Source organism: Chryseobacterium sp. CP-77 (genome assembly GCF_036362765.1).
Taxonomy (GTDB): domain Bacteria; phylum Bacteroidota; class Bacteroidia; order Flavobacteriales; family Weeksellaceae; genus Chryseobacterium; species Chryseobacterium cupriresistens.
Genome location: NZ_CP143637.1, coordinates 3187858 through 3206692 on the forward strand (window position 1 = coordinate 3187858; position 18835 = coordinate 3206692).

At 38.2% G+C, this 18835-nt stretch carries 19 protein-coding genes; 9 read left to right on the forward strand and 10 right to left on the reverse strand.

The window, feature by feature from the left end; translation table 11 throughout:
* Positions 1 to 29: 29 nt before the first annotated feature.
* The 6 genes from V0410_RS14150 (at position 30) to V0410_RS14175 (ending at position 5229) form a co-directional block, all read left to right on the forward strand.
* Positions 30 to 914, forward strand: a complete 885-nt coding sequence (locus V0410_RS14150; protein ID WP_034692667.1) for a bifunctional 5,10-methylenetetrahydrofolate dehydrogenase/5,10-methenyltetrahydrofolate cyclohydrolase — start codon at positions 30 to 32, stop codon at positions 912 to 914.
* Between the two features lie 6 nt (positions 915 to 920).
* Positions 921 to 1550, forward strand: coding sequence for a 7-carboxy-7-deazaguanine synthase QueE (locus V0410_RS14155; RefSeq protein WP_110009928.1), 630 nt, complete (start codon positions 921 to 923; stop codon positions 1548 to 1550).
* A gap of 43 nt (positions 1551 to 1593) precedes the next feature.
* Positions 1594 to 2964 carry an exopolysaccharide biosynthesis polyprenyl glycosylphosphotransferase gene (locus V0410_RS14160; RefSeq protein ID WP_442879149.1) on the forward strand — a complete coding sequence of 457 codons (1371 nt, stop codon included), beginning with the start codon at positions 1594 to 1596 and terminating at the stop codon, positions 2962 to 2964.
* 102 nt (positions 2965 to 3066) lie between these two features.
* On the forward strand, positions 3067 to 3819 hold the full coding sequence (locus V0410_RS14165; protein WP_110009930.1) for an MlaE family ABC transporter permease: 753 nt from the start codon (positions 3067 to 3069) through the stop codon (positions 3817 to 3819).
* A complete protein-coding gene (locus V0410_RS14170) occupies positions 3819 to 4634 on the forward strand; it encodes an ABC transporter ATP-binding protein (protein WP_002983922.1) in 816 nt (271 codons plus the stop codon). Before V0410_RS14165 ends, V0410_RS14170 begins: the two co-directional genes overlap by 1 nt.
* The gene (locus V0410_RS14175; RefSeq protein ID WP_330744345.1) at positions 4618 to 5229 is read left to right on the forward strand and encodes an outer membrane beta-barrel protein; all 612 of its coding nucleotides are present in this window, start codon (positions 4618 to 4620) and stop codon (positions 5227 to 5229) included. Before V0410_RS14170 ends, V0410_RS14175 begins: the two co-directional genes overlap by 17 nt.
* Before the next feature lie 36 nt (positions 5230 to 5265).
* On the opposite strand, the gene V0410_RS14180 is transcribed toward V0410_RS14175, so the two are convergent.
* Complete coding sequence (locus tag V0410_RS14180; RefSeq protein WP_110009932.1) at positions 5266 to 5577, reverse strand: hypothetical protein; 312 nt, start codon at positions 5575 to 5577, stop codon at positions 5266 to 5268.
* An 86-nt stretch (positions 5578 to 5663) separates the two neighbouring features.
* Positions 5664 to 6470, reverse strand: coding sequence for a M48 family metallopeptidase (locus tag V0410_RS14185; protein ID WP_227942670.1), 807 nt, complete (start codon positions 6468 to 6470; stop codon positions 5664 to 5666).
* Between the two features lie 105 nt (positions 6471 to 6575).
* Here V0410_RS14185 and V0410_RS14190 point away from each other — a divergent pair, with 105 nt between their 5' ends.
* Positions 6576 to 7124 (forward strand): DUF4251 domain-containing protein, encoded by a 549-nt coding sequence (locus V0410_RS14190; RefSeq protein WP_110009934.1) that lies wholly within the window; start codon positions 6576 to 6578, stop codon positions 7122 to 7124.
* On the opposite strand, the gene meaB is transcribed toward V0410_RS14190, so the two are convergent.
* Complete coding sequence (gene meaB, locus V0410_RS14195) at positions 7121 to 8113, reverse strand: methylmalonyl Co-A mutase-associated GTPase MeaB (protein ID WP_330744349.1); 993 nt, start codon at positions 8111 to 8113, stop codon at positions 7121 to 7123. The genes V0410_RS14190 and meaB overlap by 4 nt on opposite strands.
* Before the next feature lie 198 nt (positions 8114 to 8311).
* Here meaB and V0410_RS14200 point away from each other — a divergent pair, with 198 nt between their 5' ends.
* Together V0410_RS14200 and V0410_RS14205 are read left to right on the forward strand one after the other, a co-directional pair.
* Positions 8312 to 8605 carry a c-type cytochrome gene (locus tag V0410_RS14200; protein ID WP_330744351.1) on the forward strand — a complete coding sequence of 98 codons (294 nt, stop codon included), beginning with the start codon at positions 8312 to 8314 and terminating at the stop codon, positions 8603 to 8605.
* A gap of 24 nt (positions 8606 to 8629) precedes the next feature.
* Positions 8630 to 8917: a c-type cytochrome gene (locus V0410_RS14205; protein WP_227942672.1), complete on the forward strand. Its 288-nt coding sequence runs from the start codon at positions 8630 to 8632 to the stop codon at positions 8915 to 8917.
* 180 nt (positions 8918 to 9097) lie between these two features.
* On the opposite strand, the gene V0410_RS14210 is transcribed toward V0410_RS14205, so the two are convergent.
* From V0410_RS14210 to V0410_RS14240, 7 genes are all read right to left on the reverse strand, one after another.
* Positions 9098 to 9604 (reverse strand): tetratricopeptide repeat protein, encoded by a 507-nt coding sequence (locus V0410_RS14210; protein ID WP_330744353.1) that lies wholly within the window; start codon positions 9602 to 9604, stop codon positions 9098 to 9100.
* Positions 9591 to 10289: a peptide chain release factor H gene (gene prfH, locus V0410_RS14215; protein WP_330744355.1), complete on the reverse strand. Its 699-nt coding sequence runs from the start codon at positions 10287 to 10289 to the stop codon at positions 9591 to 9593. Before prfH ends, V0410_RS14210 begins: the two co-directional genes overlap by 14 nt.
* A gap of 68 nt (positions 10290 to 10357) precedes the next feature.
* Positions 10358 to 11749: an RtcB family protein gene (locus V0410_RS14220; RefSeq protein WP_330744356.1), complete on the reverse strand. Its 1392-nt coding sequence runs from the start codon at positions 11747 to 11749 to the stop codon at positions 10358 to 10360.
* A 27-nt stretch (positions 11750 to 11776) separates the two neighbouring features.
* The gene (locus V0410_RS14225) at positions 11777 to 12514 is read right to left on the reverse strand and encodes a hypothetical protein (RefSeq protein ID WP_330744359.1); all 738 of its coding nucleotides are present in this window, start codon (positions 12512 to 12514) and stop codon (positions 11777 to 11779) included.
* Positions 12515 to 12959: 445 nt separating this feature from the next.
* Positions 12960 to 13460, reverse strand: coding sequence for a hypothetical protein (locus V0410_RS14230; protein ID WP_110009940.1), 501 nt, complete (start codon positions 13458 to 13460; stop codon positions 12960 to 12962).
* Between the two features lie 57 nt (positions 13461 to 13517).
* Complete coding sequence (scpA, locus tag V0410_RS14235; RefSeq protein ID WP_330744364.1) at positions 13518 to 15635, reverse strand: methylmalonyl-CoA mutase; 2118 nt, start codon at positions 15633 to 15635, stop codon at positions 13518 to 13520.
* Positions 15636 to 15773: 138 nt separating this feature from the next.
* Positions 15774 to 18809, reverse strand: coding sequence for a reprolysin-like metallopeptidase (locus tag V0410_RS14240; RefSeq protein WP_330744366.1), 3036 nt, complete (start codon positions 18807 to 18809; stop codon positions 15774 to 15776).
* Positions 18810 to 18835: the final 26 nt, after the last annotated feature.

The following is an 18835-nucleotide window of genomic DNA, read 5'->3' on the forward strand; positions in this document are numbered from 1 at the left end:
AAGTAAATCTATAAAGTAAAAAAGTAAAAATGGCAGAAATTCTTGACGGACTTAAAGTATCCAAGGAAATTAAAGCAGAGATCAAGGTTGAAGTAGAAAAGATTCTCGCAAGCAAAAGAAGAGCTCCGCATTTGGTGGCTATTCTTGTAGGAAATAATGGAGCTAGCAAGGCCTATGTAAACTCTAAAGTAAAAGACTGTGAGGAAGTAGGATTTCAATCCAGCTTAATTAAATTTCCAAGCACTGTTTCTGAATCTGAACTATTGGAAAAAATTGACGAGCTTAATAAGTCTAAAGCAGTAGACGGATTTATTGTTCAGCTGCCTTTACCGGATCAGATTGATCAGGAAAAAATCATCAATGCTATTGACCCAAGAAAAGACGTGGATGGTTTCCACCCGGAAAACTTTGGAAAAATGGCTCTTGAAATGGATACTTTCTTACCAGCGACTCCTTTCGGGATTTTAACATTATTGGAAAGATATAATATTGAAACAAAAGGAAAAGACTGTGTCATTATCGGAAGAAGTAAAATTGTAGGAAGACCAATGAGTATTTTGATGGGAAGAAAAGATTTCCCTGGAAACTCTACTGTTACCCTTACACACTCATATACGAAAGACATCGAAGAATACACAAGAAAAGCAGACATCGTTATTACCGCTTTGGGAGATCCACATTTCTTAAAAGGAGATATGATTAAAGAAGGAGCTGTAATCGTGGACGTGGGTATTACAAGAGTAGATAATGACTCTCCAAAAGGGTATTACCTTGCAGGTGATGTGGATTTTGACAGCTGTGCTGCCAAAGCAAGCTGGATCACTCCGGTACCTGGAGGAGTAGGCCCAATGACAAGAGCGATGTTGATGAAAAACACCATCATTGCTTACAAAACTTCGGTCTATAACGACTAATTTAAAATGAATAAAGAAGAAGATATTTTATTAAAAGAAGGTAAAATGCTCCCTGTGATGGAGCATTTTTACACTTTACAGGGAGAAGGAGCACACACCGGAAAAGCCGCATACTTTATCAGGCTGGGAGGTTGTGATGTAGGATGTCACTGGTGTGATGTAAAAGAAAGCTGGGATCCGGAACTCCACCCTTTGATGAATGCAGAAGAAATTGCGGAAACAGCTGCCAGACATTGTAAAACAATAGTACTGACCGGCGGTGAACCTTTAATGTGGAATTTAGATATCCTGACCTCCAAACTAAAAGAACTAGGATGCACAGTACATATTGAAACTTCCGGAGCTTATCCTATGAGCGGACAGCTGGACTGGATTACTCTCTCCCCTAAGAAAACAGGACTTCCTAAAGAAGAGATCTATCAAAAGGCCAATGAGCTTAAAGTGATTATTTTCAACCAGCATGATTTTACTTTTGCTCAGGAACAAGCTGCAAAAGTTTCCGAAAACTGTAAACTTTATCTTCAGAGTGAATGGAGCAAAAGAAACGACATGTATCCTAAGATCACAGATTTCATTCTGGAAAACCCTGAGTGGCAGGCTTCTGTTCAGACTCACAAATATCTGAATATCCCGTAAAAAAGTGTAAATTAGCCGTGCTTATCCGCTATAATACCGATAGATGCAGAGAATTCGATACTCTAGATACCTGAAATCAATCATCATGTTGCTTGACCTCATGGTTATTGCATCTGTCTTCATATTCTTTTTTATAAGCAGAAACGAAAATTTAAAATACAATAAAGAAACCTGGTACCAGAATAGTTTTTCTCTCATTCTGTTGTTTTTGTTCTGGGTGCTCCTTAGCGGTAGGACAAAAATATACAATATCCCGAGAAACCTTACTTATACCCTGTTTCTTGAACGGCTTTTAATCCATTTCCTGTTTTTTATACTGGGAGTGCTGCTTATAGGAAAGGTAAGTAAAAATGTGTTTTTCAATTCGGATATCTACTGGCTTTCCCTTTACCTTTTTATTGCCATCTTTCTTGCAAAATCATTAGTATATTTTGCGATCAAATATTTACGGTCTCTTGGTGCCAATTACAGGAATGTCATGTTTTTAGGAGACAGCCATTCCACAGAAATTTTGAAGAATATCTTTACAGACCGTAAAGATTATGGATACAGAATATTTGAATACGAACATACCGGAGTGAAGATCAGTGAGCTGGTAGACTTCTGGAAAAAGAACGGAATCCACACCTTGTTTTTATCTATGGAAAACTCCTATGACGAAGCGATGGAAAATGAAATTTTCAGACTGGCCGAAGATCATAAGATTCACATTTCACTGATTCCAAGTATCACCCAAAGTGATTTTTTCCTTTATGATCTTGGATATATACAGACCCAGCCGGTACTTAATCAGGCCAGGTACCCGTTAGATTATTATTCTAATTTCCTGATGAAAAGGACATTTGATATTTTCTTTTCTGTTATTATATTGGTCTTCATCTGCTCATGGGTATTTCCAATCATTGCGATTTTAATCAAAACAACTTCCAAAGGACCTGTTTTTTTCTTTCAGAAAAGATATGGCTTTCATGAAGAGGTTTTCAATTGTATTAAATTCAGAACAATGGTTGTGAATGATGAATCTACTACCAAAACCACCTCAGTAAATGATTCCAGAATTACCAAAATAGGTAAATTTTTAAGAAAAACAAGTCTTGATGAACTTCCTCAATTCATCAATGTACTGAGAGGAGAAATGTCTGTGGTAGGCCCGCGTCCTCACATGCTGGCTGTCGACAATTATTACAAACCTAAAATCGGGAGATACAGCCTGAGAAGTATGGTAAGTCCTGGTATTACCGGATTAGCACAGGTGAACGGACTGCGGGGTGACTTCGGAGATGTGGAAGTAGAGATGAAAAAAAGAGTTCTAGCCGATGCATTCTATGTAAGAAACTGGAGTTTTGCCCTGGATCTGGTCGTTATTTTAAAAACCGTTCTATTGGTTGTGGGAGGAGATAAAAATGCAAAATAAAGAACGGGATAAGATTATATTGAAATAATTTTAACACAAAACCAGGCTTTGGTCTTATTCTTGACTGTAGCCCAATTAAATAAAAAAGTCTAATTTAGCAGTATGTTAAAAAAGTTTTTCACAGCAATAGGGGAATATATAATCCTCTTGGGAAAATCCCTGCAGAAACCTCAGAAAATGAGGGTTTTCTGGAAGCTGTTCATGAGAGAAATTAATGATTTGGGAGTAAATTCTTTCGGGCTTGTAGTCTTCACTTCAATTTTCGTGGGGGCTGTAGTTGCTATTCAGATGTTCAACAACTTTGATGCTTCTTCATTTCCTATTCCTACTTCATTTGTAGGATACGCTACAAAGGCTGTATTGGTTCTGGAATTTTCGCCAACCATTATCAGTCTGATTCTTGCGGGTAAAGTAGGGTCTTATATTGCATCCAGTATTGGAACAATGAGGGTTTCCGAACAGATTGATGCTCTGGATATCATGGGAGTAAACTCTCCGAATTTTCTGATTTTCCCTAAAATTGTTGCCTGTGTTCTCTTTAACCCTCTTCTTATTGCCATCAGTATTGTATTTGGTATCGGCGGAGGATATATTGCCGGAATTCTGACCGGAAACTGGACCGAGAACGATTATATAGTGGGAATCCAAATGTATATGCCCAATCTGTTTATCTATTATGCATTTATCAAAACAACTGTTTTTGCCTTCATCATTGCCACAGTACCTTCTTATTTCGGATATAATGTGAAAGGAGGATCATTGGAAGTAGGTAGAGCCAGTACGCAGGCGGTAGTATGGACAATGGTATTCATTATCATTTCCGAATTAATTTTAACCCAATTAATATTAAGCTGATGATTGAGGTAAAAGATCTTAAGAAAAGTTTTGGAGATGTTGAAGTATTGAAGGGAATTTCAACTTCATTTGATAAAGGAAAGGTAAACCTGATTATTGGACAGAGTGGTTCCGGGAAAACCGTTTTTCTAAAAAGTTTATTGAATGTTTATATGCCTTCATCAGGAGAAATTCTGTTTGATGGAAAAGATATTAATACGATGACCAGAGATGAAAAACAACATCTCCGTTCAGAAATCGGAACCGTCTTCCAGGGAAGCGCATTATTTGACTCTTTAACAGTTGAAGAAAACATTATGTTTCCTCTTGACATGTTTACCAATCTTACCTACAGAGAAAAAAAGAAAAGGGTTTTTGAAGTAATAGGAAGAGTACACCTTGATAAAGCTGAAAAGAAATACCCGTCTGAAATTTCAGGGGGAATGCAGAAAAGGGTTGCTATTGCAAGAGCAATTGTAAACAATCCCAAATATCTGTTCTGTGATGAGCCCAATTCCGGACTTGATCCCTATACTTCAAAAGTAATAGATGATCTTCTTTACGAGATCACAAAAGAATACAACACCACAACCATCGTCAATACCCACGACATGAACTCTGTAATGACGATTGGCGAGAAAATTGTATACCTAAGACTGGGAATCAAAGAATGGGAAGGCAACAAAGACATTCTGATTACTGCAGGCAATAAAAATCTGATTGACTTCGTTTATTCTTCAGAACTGTTTAAAGAGCTGAGAGAATATTTACTTGAGAATAATAAAACGATTGAAACGACAAATACAAAAATAGACGATAATGAAAAAGGTACTTAGTATAGCGTTATTAGGGTTTTCAATGTGGGCATCTGCACAGATTTCACTGGCAGGTAAAGCCAACTTAATTTTTCCGACAGGCTCTCCTTCATGGTCCAATATCAAAGGAACAGTGAATGATGCGATTGAAGGAACAGGTAAAAATAATGTAGGTTTCAATGTTGGGCTTTCATTAAAGGTAGGTCTTCCTACTTCATTGTTTGTGATGCCGGAAATCTATTACACTCACTTCAAAAATGAGTTTACTACAGAGAACACTACTTTTGATGTAAAAAGCAACCGTATTGATGTTCCGGTTCTTTTAGGATATAACCTTTTAGGGAATATGCTTGGCGTTTTTGCAGGACCTGTAGGAAGTTTTAACTTAAATAAAGACAATACTTACAACGATTTCAAAGAAAATGCTAAAAATGATTTTACTGTAGGATACCAGTTTGGTGCACAGCTTGAAATCAAAAAACTTATTGTAAATGCCAGATATGAAGGTGCTTTCAGTAAAGACGAAAGAAATTTTATCAACAGAGTTTCCGGTACGGAAATCAGATATGATAACAGGCCTAATCTGTTTATGGTAGGTTTAGGATATAAATTCTAATTTAATATCGAAAATAACAACTCTAAACCCTCAAATTTAAATTTGAGGGTTTTTATTTTGTGCTTCAAGTTCAGCCTGGCGTTTTGCAATTTCTGCTGCCTGTTTTTCAAGCTCTTCTTTATCTTTCTGCAGCTGTTTGAATTCCTTTCTCTTCTGTTCGGCCTTGATAGCGCTTCCTTTACTTACATATCCTACCATTCCTCCAATGATAAGTCCTATACCTATTCCTGCCATTATTCCCATAATGTGGGAAATTTTTATTTGTTCTACGGCAAAATCGGTTGTCAGATAGAAAAGTAATGCAGAAACTGCTAAAAGGATAAGTCCGGTAATTGATAAACTCTTCATAATATTGTGTTTAGGTGGTTAAATAAAAAAGCCTTACCAAATTTACTAAAAATTTAATAAGGCTTTACTCAAGATTAAAATTCTCATTATAATTTTCCTCCCGCAGCCTTATAATATTCTAAAGCTTTCGGAAGATCTTTATTGATATCTGAAATTCTTGTTTCCGGGCTTGGGTGGGTAGATAAGAATTCCGGCTGTCTTGCTCCCGAAGAAGCTGCTTCCATTCTGTTCCAGAAAGGAATGGCTGCTCTCGGATCATATCCGGCCATAGACATCAGATAAAGTCCCATTTCATCTGCCTCAGATTCCTGCCCTCTTCCGTATTTCAGTAAAGCCACTTGCGACCCGATAGGATATACCTTCTGGAAAACACTGGCCCATTGTGCATTGGAGATGGTTCCTCCCAGGATAGCACCTCCGTACTGGGCTACCATTGCCTGAGAAATTCTTTCGTTTCCGTGGCCTGCCAATGCATGGGAAACTTCATGTCCCATTACAACGGCAAGTCCGTTATCGTCTTTTGTTACCGGCAATATTCCGGTATAAACTGCTACTTTACCGCCGGGCATACACCATGCGTTCAGCTCGTTGCTCTGCAATAGATTAAACTCCCAGCTATAGTTGGCAAGATCCGCTGATCTTCCAATACTCTGATAATATCTTTCTGCTGCATTTTTAATTCTGTTTCCTACATTTACCACTCTCTTTGCATCTGCCGTACCGGTAATCACTTTACCTTTAGACAATGTCGTTCTATATTCCTGTGAAGACATTGTTAAAATTTCCGAATTGTTGGCCAGTTGTAAAGAAGATCTTCCTGTAATCGGATTTGTAGTACAGGCAACAGCCGACAGAGCAATAGCTCCCATTCCAAATAGATGTGTAACTTTCATAGTTTGAGTGTTAATAATTCAACCTTAACAATTTTTATTCCAAAATATTTAATAAAGAAAATATTTGCATACATTTTGCTGTTTAAAATTAATAATTATCTCATTATGAAAAAGTATATTTCCTTACTGATGATTTTTGGATTCCTGTTCCTATTTCAGAGCTGTGCATCACAAGGTTCATTAGATTCGAAAACAGTGGATACTTTAGTAAATTCCCAGGAGTTTACCTTCTATGCACAACGAGCCAATCCTACCAATTATGATGTTATCAATGTCATGAACTCTATGCCCAATGCTACTGCAACGAGAATGCTTAATCTGAATGGAGATTACACCATTGATGTAAGTAAAAATACACTCGATGTGGTACTTCCTTACTTTGGAAGGCTTTTCAATCCAACTTACGGAAGCACAAGTGATAACAGCTACAGATTTACCTCAAAAGATTTTACGGTAACTAAAACTCAGAATAAAAAGGGAACCTGGACTTTAAAATTCAAGCCTAAAGATGCAAGAAATGTAGATGAAGTGAATATAGAAATTTTTAAAAACGGAAAAGCTTTCGTATCGATGAGAAGCAGCGACAGGCAGCCCATTACTTATGACGGATATATTTCAAAAACTGAAGTAAAACAGGAAAAAGAGAAGCTTTAATCCCTTTTTTGATCAGATAAAAATTTTTCAACAAATAATTTTGCTTCAGTACTTGGATTGGAAACCATGGCTGAAGCATTTTTTTTGTGCATATGATAAGCTTCCTCTACCGGATTGCTTTTTTTCATCAGGGATAAAATATATTCCTGGACCCAATATTCGAATCGCTTTTCAGCCTGCTGAACTCGGATTTCTTCAAAACGGCCGCTTTTCTTTTTCAGATCAATAAATTCAAATATTTTATCGTAGACCTCCTGCAGCCCTTCGTTATGAAGAGCAGAACCTAATAGCACAGGGATCTTCCAGCCTTTTTCTTTAGGAGGAATAAAGTCTAAAGCTCTTTTCAGTTCAAGTCTTGTATTTTTCGCTTTCTGAAGGTTATCCTGATCCACTTTATTGATAAAAATAACATCCACCATTTCCATGATTCCTCTTTTTATGCCCTGAAGTTCATCTCCGCCTCCAATGATTTTAAGAAATAAGAAAACATCGGTAATATCAGCAACCAGTACTTCTGACTGTCCTACTCCAACGGTTTCTATTAAAATATAATCGTATCCTGCAGCCTCGCAGATCATCATGGTTTCAAAAGTGGTATTGGCTACTCCTCCGAGAAACCCGGAACTTGGGGAAGGGCGTATAAAGGCATTTTCTTCTTTGGCCAGTTCTTCCATTCTGGTTTTATCCCCTAAAATACTTCCTTTGTTGATTGCCGAGCTGGGATCAATAGCCAAAACGGCAACCTTTTTTCCCTGGGTAATAACAAGGCGTCCGAAGTTTTCTATAAAAGTAGATTTGCCGGCTCCGGGAACTCCCGTTACTCCTACTCTCACAGAGTTTCCGGTAAAAGGCATAATTTTCTTTAAAAGTTCTTCTGCCTGTACTCTGTGTTCCGCTTTTTTGCTTTCAACCAATGTAATAGCTTTTGCAATCAGGCGTTTGTTTCCTGATTGTATTCCCTCTATTAACTCTTCTGTAGAAAATTTCATTGATTCAAAATTAATAATTAAAATGGGAATGGTCAATAGCCGCTCCATAATGATGAGTTAAAAGACATCAATTATCTTTATTTGTAATTCCCTATCTCGTACGAATTCAATTTTTATTTCTTCTAAATTAAAACTAGAACACCCTGTATCAAAGGCTTAAGGAATTTATTACATTTGTTATATCTCAAAAAAAGAAACATGAAAAAACTCATCGTTGCGGCTTCGTTTACCGGTATTCTACTGGTTTCCTGTACGCCGAAAGCTGCTACCTCTACTGTTGCTGCAGGAACTTCAACGTCTACTGCAGAACAGATTGCCCAAGGGAAAACTATTTTTGAAAACTCCTGTGGAAGATGTCACAAATTGCCGGATCCTGCTTCACATACACCTGTACAATGGGTAGGAATCATGAATTCTATGGCTCCAAAAGCAAAACTGACGGATGAGCAGCACCAATGGGTTTATGATTATATTGTTTCTGTAAAGAAGTAATTCATCAAACAAAAATATTAGGATATGAAAAAATTCATTTTAACAGGTATCGCGGCATCAGCATTTCTGGTATCCTGCGGACCAAAGAGTGTGGCTGTAACCGGACCAAAGTACACCTCATCTGAGCAGCTGGCGCAGGGAAAGACCATTTTTGAAAATTCCTGTGCAAAATGCCATAAATTGCCGGAACCAACCAAGCATGACGACAAAGGATGGATCAACACTTTAAGCAGAATGGCTCCAAAGGCTAAGCTTACTGATGACCAGCATCAAATGGTGTATGATTATCTGATTTCTGTCAATAAAAAATAAGACTGCCTCAAAATTGTCATTCTGAACACAGACTGAAGGTCTGGAACGTAGTTCAATAATGGAGTGAAGAATCTCACGCTTATGGTTATCAATGAGATTCTTCCTTCGTCAGAATGACAGAAGTCAAATGATTTGACTTCTGAGGCAGTCATACTGCTTTTATTATAAGTCAAAAAAAGATTACTCTGCTTTCTTTATGTCACCTGCTCTGGTTACTTTTCCTTCAATCATTTTTTCTCTGTCTTCAAGTACTTCAAGTGCTGCCCGGCTGTAAGCAAATTTTTTAGCTTCTTTCAGGACACCTAAAGCCTTCTCATACTCAAAGTTTCTTTCATGAAGAAAAGACTGGCAGTTCAGAATTTCCGATTTGTCAATACCTTTTAAATTCAGAGCAAAGTCAATCAGTTTTTCTGCTTCTTGATAATCTTCATTATTCAAAAGACATTCAATATAATATTGGGGAGTATTGATATTCCCGATATTACTTTGCATGGCTTCATTAAAGTACTTCTTTGCTGTTTCATAATCCTTTAATTCTTCAGAATATACTCTTCCCATCAGACAAAGGCTGTCTGCATCTTCAGGTTCATAAGATAACGCGTAGTTCAGTGCATCCATGCATTCAGAAAGATTGAATGGAAAGTAGTCTAACGCTTCAAAATAATATTTGCTTTTAGTTAAGGTCATTGTTGTAGTTTTTAAGTTCATTTTTCAAGGCATTCCTTTGTTTTTTGAATGTCCTGTCTTCATAATTTTTTTTAAAATCTGTTCCTGAAAATGTACGAACCGGATTTCCACGTTCCACCTGTATCTGCATAGACCAGGTTTCTTTCAGCTTTCTTTCCAACTGTTGAATATAAACCGCCATTACCTTTTCTTTTAATCTGATAACCGATAACTTTTTATTTTCAAGTTGTGAGCGGGAATCCTGCACAAAAACAGTTTCTTTAGTGGGAATATGAGTGGCGCGCACAGCAGTATTCACTTTATTTACATTTTGCCCTCCGCTTCCCTGACTCCTCGCAGTCTGAAATCTGATATCTTTTTCATTGAAATCAATCATTTTGACATTTTCCAATTCAAAAATTCCGATAAACCAGTTGCTTCTTTTATGCAGTTTCCTGAAGGTACTTTTTCCAATCCAGCAAATGCTTCCCAGCCAGCTTTTCAGAAACGGGTTTACTTCTTTTCCTTTTAAAAGTACAGTCACTGATTTTAAGGTCAGATTTTCATCACCGTTTTCACGATGAATGATTTCGTATTCTATTGTATTGTGTTTTGCCTCTTCAAGAAAGCTCTTCAGGACCTTGGCTACCACCCACTGGCATTCCAAAGGACCTCTTCCTGAAGTGATCTGTATTAATTTTTCCATTTTTTTGTTACATTTTACTAAACCTTACAGGTTTTTGAAACCTGTAAGGTTATAAAATATTAGGCTGATTACTTATCCATTCTCACAATTCGTGGTTGAAATGTTCCCAGGATGTCTACCAGCTCACTCTGTGCATTCATCACTTCATTGATGTCCTTGTAGGCCATTGGTGCTTCCTCTGCATTTCCGCCGATCAGTGTGACATTTTTCATCTTCAGTTCTTTTTTGATGTCATGCTGGGTGAAAAGGCTTCTGCATTCCCCTCTTGAATGCGCTCTTCCGGCTCCATGAGATGCAGAGTTCAGGGATTCCGGGTTTCCTTTTCCACGAACGATAAATCCTTTCGCCGTCATGGATCCGGGAATCATTCCCAATTCATTCTCATTGGCAGGAGTGGCCCCTTTCCGGTGAACAATCACTTCTTTTCCGTTATGGATTTCTTTCCACGCGAAGTTGTGATGGTTTTCAATTCTGGCTTTTACTCTTCCACCGACCGCTTTCACCAGCCTTCTGTGAATATCATCGTGGCAGGCTGAAGCATAATCTCCGGCAAGGTTCATTGCCGTCCAGTATTCCAGTCCCAGGTGGGTACTGAGGTCCAGCCAGGCGAAGTTTTGAGCTTCTTTTGGTAATGGACACTGTTCTGTTGCCACTCTTGAGTAATACTGGGCTATCTCAGCTCCAAGACCTCTTGAGCCGCTGTGAGAAAGTATTCCCAGATATTTTCCTTTAGGCAGGCCAATCTGTTCGTCTTCTTCGATGATTTCCACTTCCCCGAATTCTACAAAATGATTTCCGCCGCCTGAGGACCCCATCTGTTTGATGGCTTTTCCCTTTAATCTTCTTAAGATCGGGATCATATCGAATGTATCTCTGTCGAAAATCTCGTGATCTATGTGAGATTTATGGGTCTCATACATTCCGAATTTTGTATGTTCAGCAAGCGCTTTTTCATACTTATCTCTTGCTCCTTCAAGATATGAAACGGGCGTATCCAGAATACTGAGGCTCATTCTGCAGCCAATATCCATTCCTACTCCATAAGGGATTACTGCATTTTCCACCGCCAGGACTCCACCGATAGGAAGGCCGTAACCGCTGTGGGCATCAGGCATTAATGCTCCCTGAGTTGAAATTGGCAGCTTCAAGGCAGTGTATAGCTGATTTTTTGCCTCCTCTGAAATGTTAGTACCAAAAATCTGAAATGAAGCCCGCTGTGAATTCAGCATCCGCTTTTCAGTTTTTTTGGATGAAAGCAAGGTTTCTGCAATCTGTCCGAAGGTGAGATCTTTTTCAAATTCTTCCGGATTCAGCAGGATTTCCTTTAAAAGAGATTTTACGTGGTGAATATTCTTCGTTGCAAAATTTCTTTTCATGACTTCCAATGCTACGTTGACGCTTTGATTATTTGGATAGCCCAGTTTTAATATATCTTTTCCTTTTAGTTTTAAATTTCCCATTGTTTTTGTTTTAAATAACAGTTGGACTTATTCGTCCTGTAAGCTTTCTGCAATCTCTGTTGCAGACATTGTGCAGGTAGCATATTTCCTGCTTTTAATAAGTGGAATATCTTCTCTTTTGCTTTTCCATGAAGATGACTTACCATACATTGTTTTGTTGATAATTCCTACAATTTTATGCTGCCCTAAATAATCGTCCAGTTCTGCACACTCTTTTTCCAATTCAAAGTTTACAGGTTTATAATGGGTGATCATATTAGGTCTTGTACGCAGGGCAAACCTCCATGGTTCAATAAATTCGTAGTAAGGCACATAAGACTTCCGGGCCGGGCAATATTCTTCCTGTTTCAAAAAATACTGTCTTTCTCTTGCTGTAAGTCCCAGCTTTGGGTCATTCCAGGAATATGAAGAAATATGCTGGAGTTTCTGTACTCTCTCTACGTATATTCTCCGCCCGAATTTTCTTTTCTTTTTTAAAAACCGGCGGCTTTCCGAATACATGTAGGTATTAATTTTCTTCAGTATTCCTTCAAAGAATTCTCCGTCTTTGGATCTCATCACATCTTCTCTTACCACAAAGAATCGTACAAATCCTCTTTGATAAGGCTTATCCAAAGGAATCCATGGGGTATTTCGTCTGATTTCCCAAAGTTCTTCACTACGTCGATATTTTTTTCTTATCTGCTTTTCTACATCTTTTCTAATTGTTCTTTTTCTGCTTCTCACACTTCTCAGGCGGGAAAGCAAAAGGTTATCATTTTCCATTGTGAACAGAAGCCTTGTGTGAAATCTTAATTTTTATCTCACACAGCTTTTAATCAACTAAAACACTAGTTGAATGGATTAATAATAGACGAAATAGTTCTGAGGAATATTTCTCATCTTATTTTGCCTTTAATGACACTAAAAAAGATTTCGAGGAAACTTGAAGTTTGAAATATTGCGCAATAAAAAACCCGAAATCTTTACGACTTCGGGTTTTGATATTTCATTGTACTGTTATTCTAAGAATGTACCAAACCGCGAAGCCTTACCACCATAAGTGGCAATCCAACTGTAGAATTCTGTTTAGTTCTGAACATTGCTTCGTCGTTTTTTATTGGTTAAACTTGATTTTCAGGTGCAAATATATACATTTTTCTGAGAATCAAAATATTTTTTAATAAAAAGACTGGTTATTTTTTTAACCAGTCTTTTATTTATTGTGAAATTAATCTTTTGAACCCAGACTATCCATTTCGTCATCCATTCCTTTTACCTGATTGGAATGATAGACTCTTTCTGATCCGAGAAAGTAAAGATTATGTCTTGCTTTGGCAATAATACCATTATATTCATCCTCTGTCATACCCTCCGGAATGCTGTCTCTTTTTTCTGAAGGCTTTCGGTAGACTTCAAGAGCTCCATATTCATTTAATACTTCTTTGGCAGATTTTGCCTGTTCAAGATTATCGGTATAAACAATAACATTGCTTCTGCCTATGCTGTGCTTGCGGTAAGCGTCCAACATTTCTGCATCGTGAGCAAAAACATAGTCGAAAAAATCCTGTGTCTGTTTATCTTCCTGATACTGATCAGCAGACATACCACTTTCTACTCTGGACTTTGAAATAATGATGTTTGCTTCGTCAAAGCCTTTTTCTTTTAATCCTTTTTTAATTTCCTCTGTATCTACAGTCACCGGAAATACTGAAACTACTGTATAAGCCATAATGAAATTTTTTCATTAAACTATACAAAAGCCATGCAAGTTATTCTCTACAAAGAATTAATTTAGAAATTTTTCCAGAATTTCGACGGCACATTTCGGAAGATTGGTTCCAGGTCCGAAAATAAAATCGGCACCGTTGGCATACAGGAATTCATAGTCCTGCTGGGGAATTACTCCTCCTACAACGATAGTGATATCATCTGCTCCCAGCTTGGATAATTCTTCCACCACCTGCGGAACCAGTGTTTTGTGTCCTGCTGCCAGTGAAGAAACACCCAAGATGTGAATATCATTTTCTACAGCCTGTTTAGCGACTTCTTCCGGGGTCTGGAATAAGGGAGCCACATCCACATCAAATCCCATATCGGCAAATGCTGTTGCCACTACTTTTGCGCCTCTGTCGTGGCCATCCTGTCCCATTTTTGCAACCATTAGCCTTGGGCGTCGTCCTTCTTCTTCTTCAAATTTCTGAGTCAGGGCAAGGGCTTTTTCAAAATATTCATTTTTACCGGCATTCATTGCGTATACACCAGAGATTGTTTTAATATTTGCTTTATATCTTCCGAAAGATTCTTCCATGGCATCACTCATTTCGCCAAGGGTAACTCTTCTTCTTGCGGCTTCAATACATAGTGCCAGAAGGTTTCCTTTTCCTGTTTTTGCGCTTTCACGGATGTCATTAAGAATTTGTTCTACCGCTTCTGTATTTCGTTCTGCTTTGATGGTATTCAGTCTTTCGATCTGCTTTCTGCGAACTTCTGTATTATCAATGTCTAAGATTTCTATCTGATCCTGTTTTAATGAGGATTTGAATGAATTCACTCCGATAATGAATTCTTCCCCGCTATCAATCTTAGCCTGTTTTTTAGCGGCAGCTTCTTCAATTCTCATTTTTGGAATTCCGGCTTCAATAGCTTTGGTCATTCCTCCTTCCTGTTCTACCTCATCAATGTACCTCATCGCTTCTTCAATCATTTGCTGAGTAAGGCTTTCCACCAGGTTACTACCTCCCATTGGATCTACCACATCGCATATTCCGCTTTCCTGCTGAAGAATGATCTGTGTATTTCTTGCAATTTTTGCTGAATAGTCGGTGGGAAGTGCAATGGCTTCATCCAGTGCATTGGTGTGGAGAGATTGTGTTCCTCCTAAAGCCGAAGACAACGCTTCAATAGCTGTTCTTGTAATATTATTGAAGGGTTCCTGCTCTGTCAGAGACCAGCCGGAAGTCTGAGAGTGGGTTCTTAATGCCAGAGATTTCGGGTTCTGAGGATTAAACTGTTTTAAAAGGGTTGCCCAGATATACCTTGCGGCACGCATTTTAGCAATTTCCATGAAATGATTCATTCCGATTGCCCAGAAGAAAGATAGTCTCGGGGCAAAATCGTCTACGTTCATTCCTGCTTTGATACCTGTTCTTACGTATTCAAGACCGTCTGCCAGCGTGTACGCCATTTCAAGTACGGGTGTTGCACCAGCTTCCTGCATATGGTATCCGGAAATGGAAATGGAATTGAATTTCGGAATGTTTTGCGAGGTATATTCAAAAATATCTGCGATGATCTTCATGGAAGGTGCCGGCGGATAGATATACGTATTTCTCACCATGAATTCTTTCAAAATATCATTCTGAATGGTTCCTGAAAGCAGCTCCTGTTTTACGCCCTGCTCTTCTGCCGCTACGATGTAGAAAGACAAAATTGGAAGTACCGCTCCGTTCATGGTCATGGATACTGAAATCTGATCCAATGGAATCTCATTGAAAAGAATCTTCATATCTTCCACAGAGTCGATGGCAACACCTGCTTTTCCTACGTCTCCCACCACCCTTGAATGGTCAGAATCATATCCTCTGTGCGTAGCCAGGTCAAATGCTACGGAAAGCCCTTTCTGACCGGCTGCAAGGTTTCTTCTGTAAAAAGCATTGGATTCTTCGGCTGTGGAAAACCCGGCATACTGACGGATCGTCCATGGCTTTTGAACGTACATCGTGGAATACGGCCCTCTCAGATAGGGAGCAATTCCTGGAGAAGTCTGCGTTAATGATTCATCTTTTACATCTTTTTTTTCATAGGATGATTTGAGTTCAAGACCGTCTTTTTCAAAATTGTAAATCTCTCTTTCCTGAGGTAATACACTAAAATCCGGGTTTTTCACAGAAATTGTCTTTCGCATTCCAATTATTTTTGTCCCCGTAAAGTTAATTTTTTTGAACGAAACATGAAACTTCTGTTAACATTCTGTTTTTCTTGATTTTAATAAAAGAAAATGGCCGGACAAATGCCCGGCCATTCTTATTTATAAATAGTCTGCTTATTTTTTGATAAGCTTCGTATTGTAAGTATTTTTGTCATCTTTTATCGTGATCACATACATCCCTTTGATTAATGAAGCAACATTAATTCTTTGTCCATCAATCTGACCTTCCTGAGCTAATCTTCCGTCAGCAGTATAGATTTTATAATCTGCTTTTCCTTTCAGATTTTTCACTTCTACAAAAGTATCTGCAGGGTTCGGATAGATTGAAATCTCAGTTGATTTTACATCTTTTGTTTCATTTACAGCAAGGGTTTCTGCAATTTTTACAGTAAAGTCTCTGAAGCCTCCAGTAGAAATAACTCCTCCTCCCTGTACCGGAACTGATGAAACACCACATGGTCCTGTGGCTGCATTAAAGAATGTACTTGCAACTCTCATTCTCAATGTTTTATCGCCTGCATATGCAGTTGCGGGTACAGTAAATGTAATTGTTCCATCATGGAAGCTAAGCTGGTTTGCTGCATTGTATACAGGGACAGCTGAATGAGATCCTACTTTTTCAGTAGATTCAAAAATTCCATTTCTATTATAATCGATCCAGATTTCAAGGAAGTCACTGTATGTACCCAAATCATGCCCTAAATTTCTAAATGAAGCTGTATACTGGGTTCCTTTTGTTAAATTAATTATTTTCGTTGGATCATCACTGAAATCAAGATAAGTTTTTGCTGCAGTGGCTAAATTACCGGAGAAATAAGCAAGATTAGATAAGTTAAGCTGAATAAGACCGCTGTAATATGGTGCATTCAGGTTATTTCCCCCTGTACTCATCAGACAATAATCTGCTCCTGTAGTTAAACCTTTTGTTTTAAATGCATAGTTTGCTGAGAATGTTCCCGGAACACTATTCACAACAGCTGCAACCTGAGCTTCATAATTAGTTTCATCTTCTAAACTACTTAATAAAACAGAGTTTACAGAGCTTGTTGTATTCTGCCAGTTTGTTTCTCCTACTTTTCTATAGTTAATAGAATAAGTAGCTCCCGGCACATTATTCCAAGATAATCTTGCTGTAGTTTTTAAGATTTCGGATGCTAAAGCTGATACTCCTGTAGGAGCTGCTGTAGTAGATGTAGGGGCTGTACCTACAGTTACCTGTGGAGATACTGCGTAGAATACGTTTCCTATAGCTGAAATTTTTAATTTGATTGCTCCTGTAAGATTTGCAGGCATCTGTACTGTATAAGATCCTGTATTTGGAGTGGAGGCCACTAATTCTGTCCATGCAGATCCATTAACAAGGTCTGTAGTATACTCAATCTTTACATTACTTGCGTTATATGGTGCAGCATTGGTATTGGCAACATCCCACGTAATTGTATTTGATGCATTATTGTATAGGGTTGTCGAAGAAGTAATTCCATTAAATTTAAATGGTCCGTCATTTCCTACAGTAAGGGTTGTTTCTGAAGATACAAGCATTGGTCTCAAAGCATTTTCATCTCTAGCAGTTACCGCATAGTGAAGTATTCTCGGTATGTAAGAAACGGTTTCCCAGGTAGCTTTATTAGTAAGTTTTCCAGCCATTACAAGTGGTAAACTCGGGAAATATCTTCTTCCGCTTGCTGTTCCGAAGAAAGATCTTGCAATCGAGCCTTGTGCATTGTATCCCCAACCACTGTCTCCGGAAATAGAAGCAAGATTATTGACACTGTCATATTGCTCCCAGGTATATTTTATTGCATCACCTTCAGCATCGGTAGCAGATGCATCCAGGTAATAAGGAGTGCCCTTTGGAATAGTATATGCTGTAAGGGCAGCAATAGTAGGGGCTGTATTATTTGTAATATTTTCAGATGTTCCACAAGTAGTCTTTGCGTCTAAGCTATTAAGAATCTGATTAATTGAAGAATAATGGAAATAAGCATCCGAATTAGCCTGTACATTGTCCTGAGTAATTCCGGCATATCCCATAATTGTTGTTCCTCCACCCGGCTCAACATTTACACCAGAGCCTTCCGTAGCATGTGAAAAGGTATGGTTTCCTCCAAGCTGGTGTCCCATTTCATGCGCAACATAATCAATATCAAAAAGATCTCCTGTTGGATTGGTATTCTGTGTAAACGCAGATCCTTTTGCTAATGAAGTAGCTGTAGCAGGATCAACACATGTAGATCCGATAGATCCGGCATTTCCGTTACCACCGGCAGCATTGAATACATGCCCCATATCATAATTCGCATTCCCTACTTGAGCTGTTAAGGTTTGCTGAAGCTGTAAGTTTAAGTTCCCAGTATAAGGATCTGTTGCAGGGTCTGTATATATAATGTTAGGAAGATCCTGAATAATCAGTTTAATTGCAAAATCTTTTTGAAAAACGCCATTTACACGGGTTATAGTAGCGTTCATCTGAGTAACGGTATTGGTTACTCCTCCAGTCGGATCAAATTTCTTTGTATATTCTCCCGTAGTAGAGAGAGCCAATCTGTAAGTTCTGAATTTCGTACTTGCAGGTCTGTTTGTAATTCCTACATTAGAAAGGTTTTTTTTTCCGAAAGCTTCTAATGATTTAATATCTTTGAAGTTTTTCTCTTCGGTAGTACATTCAAAACCATGATCTGCCTCTGTTCTTTTTGTTTTATAGAAAACACCATACACCTGCTTATCAGCAGTAATAGGCTCTATAAACTGAAATTTCCCGTCTTTGATAATCATCGACTGCATTTCAGTAGGTGCAGTACTGAATCTTACATATTTGCCAGGATCATCAACCCCTACTCCTACATAAGATCCCAGCTGATATCTGTCTGCCATGGATTTTTCCATCACAGGATCACTATAAACAGCAAATTTTTCAATTTTTCCTTCTGCTGTAGGCAGAGATACAATTACAGCCTGAGCTCCTTTACCTGTTTCTACAGCATCTTTCAGAATATTTCTAAGAGACTGTAAATCAAATCTGTAAGCATACTGAACTTCTACTTCTTTTCTGATCTCTGATGTTCTTTGTGAGGCAGGTTCCCACCTCTGCGCATTAAGGCTGGATAGCCCAGCAGCCAATGCACAAACCAGTAAAATTCTTTTTTTCATAATTACCTAATTAGTTTAGAATTAAT

Bases quoted from the DNA above. Each gene is read 5' to 3' on its own strand.
- V0410_RS14150 (WP_034692667.1), top strand. From the start codon at position 30: ATGGCAGAAATTCTTGACGGACTTAAAGTATCCAAGGAAATTAAAGCA.
- V0410_RS14155 (WP_110009928.1), top strand. From the start codon at position 921: ATGAATAAAGAAGAAGATATTTTATTAAAAGAAGGTAAAATGCTCCCT.
- V0410_RS14160 (WP_442879149.1), top strand. From the start codon at position 1,594: ATGCAGAGAATTCGATACTCTAGATACCTGAAATCAATCATCATGTTG.
- V0410_RS14165 (WP_110009930.1), top strand. From the start codon at position 3,067: ATGTTAAAAAAGTTTTTCACAGCAATAGGGGAATATATAATCCTCTTG.
- V0410_RS14170 (WP_002983922.1), top strand. From the start codon at position 3,819: ATGATTGAGGTAAAAGATCTTAAGAAAAGTTTTGGAGATGTTGAAGTA.
- V0410_RS14175 (WP_330744345.1), top strand. From the start codon at position 4,618: ATGAAAAAGGTACTTAGTATAGCGTTATTAGGGTTTTCAATGTGGGCA.
- V0410_RS14180 (WP_110009932.1), bottom strand. From the start codon at position 5,577: ATGAAGAGTTTATCAATTACCGGACTTATCCTTTTAGCAGTTTCTGCA.
- V0410_RS14185 (WP_227942670.1), bottom strand. From the start codon at position 6,470: ATGAAAGTTACACATCTATTTGGAATGGGAGCTATTGCTCTGTCGGCT.
- V0410_RS14190 (WP_110009934.1), top strand. From the start codon at position 6,576: ATGAAAAAGTATATTTCCTTACTGATGATTTTTGGATTCCTGTTCCTA.
- meaB (WP_330744349.1), bottom strand. From the start codon at position 8,113: ATGAAATTTTCTACAGAAGAGTTAATAGAGGGAATACAATCAGGAAAC.
- V0410_RS14200 (WP_330744351.1), top strand. From the start codon at position 8,312: ATGAAAAAACTCATCGTTGCGGCTTCGTTTACCGGTATTCTACTGGTT.
- V0410_RS14205 (WP_227942672.1), top strand. From the start codon at position 8,630: ATGAAAAAATTCATTTTAACAGGTATCGCGGCATCAGCATTTCTGGTA.
- V0410_RS14210 (WP_330744353.1), bottom strand. From the start codon at position 9,604: ATGACCTTAACTAAAAGCAAATATTATTTTGAAGCGTTAGACTACTTT.
- prfH (WP_330744355.1), bottom strand. From the start codon at position 10,289: ATGGAAAAATTAATACAGATCACTTCAGGAAGAGGTCCTTTGGAATGC.
- V0410_RS14220 (WP_330744356.1), bottom strand. From the start codon at position 11,749: ATGGGAAATTTAAAACTAAAAGGAAAAGATATATTAAAACTGGGCTAT.
- V0410_RS14225 (WP_330744359.1), bottom strand. From the start codon at position 12,514: ATGGAAAATGATAACCTTTTGCTTTCCCGCCTGAGAAGTGTGAGAAGC.
- V0410_RS14230 (WP_110009940.1), bottom strand. From the start codon at position 13,460: ATGGCTTATACAGTAGTTTCAGTATTTCCGGTGACTGTAGATACAGAG.
- scpA (WP_330744364.1), bottom strand. From the start codon at position 15,635: ATGCGAAAGACAATTTCTGTGAAAAACCCGGATTTTAGTGTATTACCT.
- V0410_RS14240 (WP_330744366.1), bottom strand. From the start codon at position 18,809: ATGAAAAAAAGAATTTTACTGGTTTGTGCATTGGCTGCTGGGCTATCC.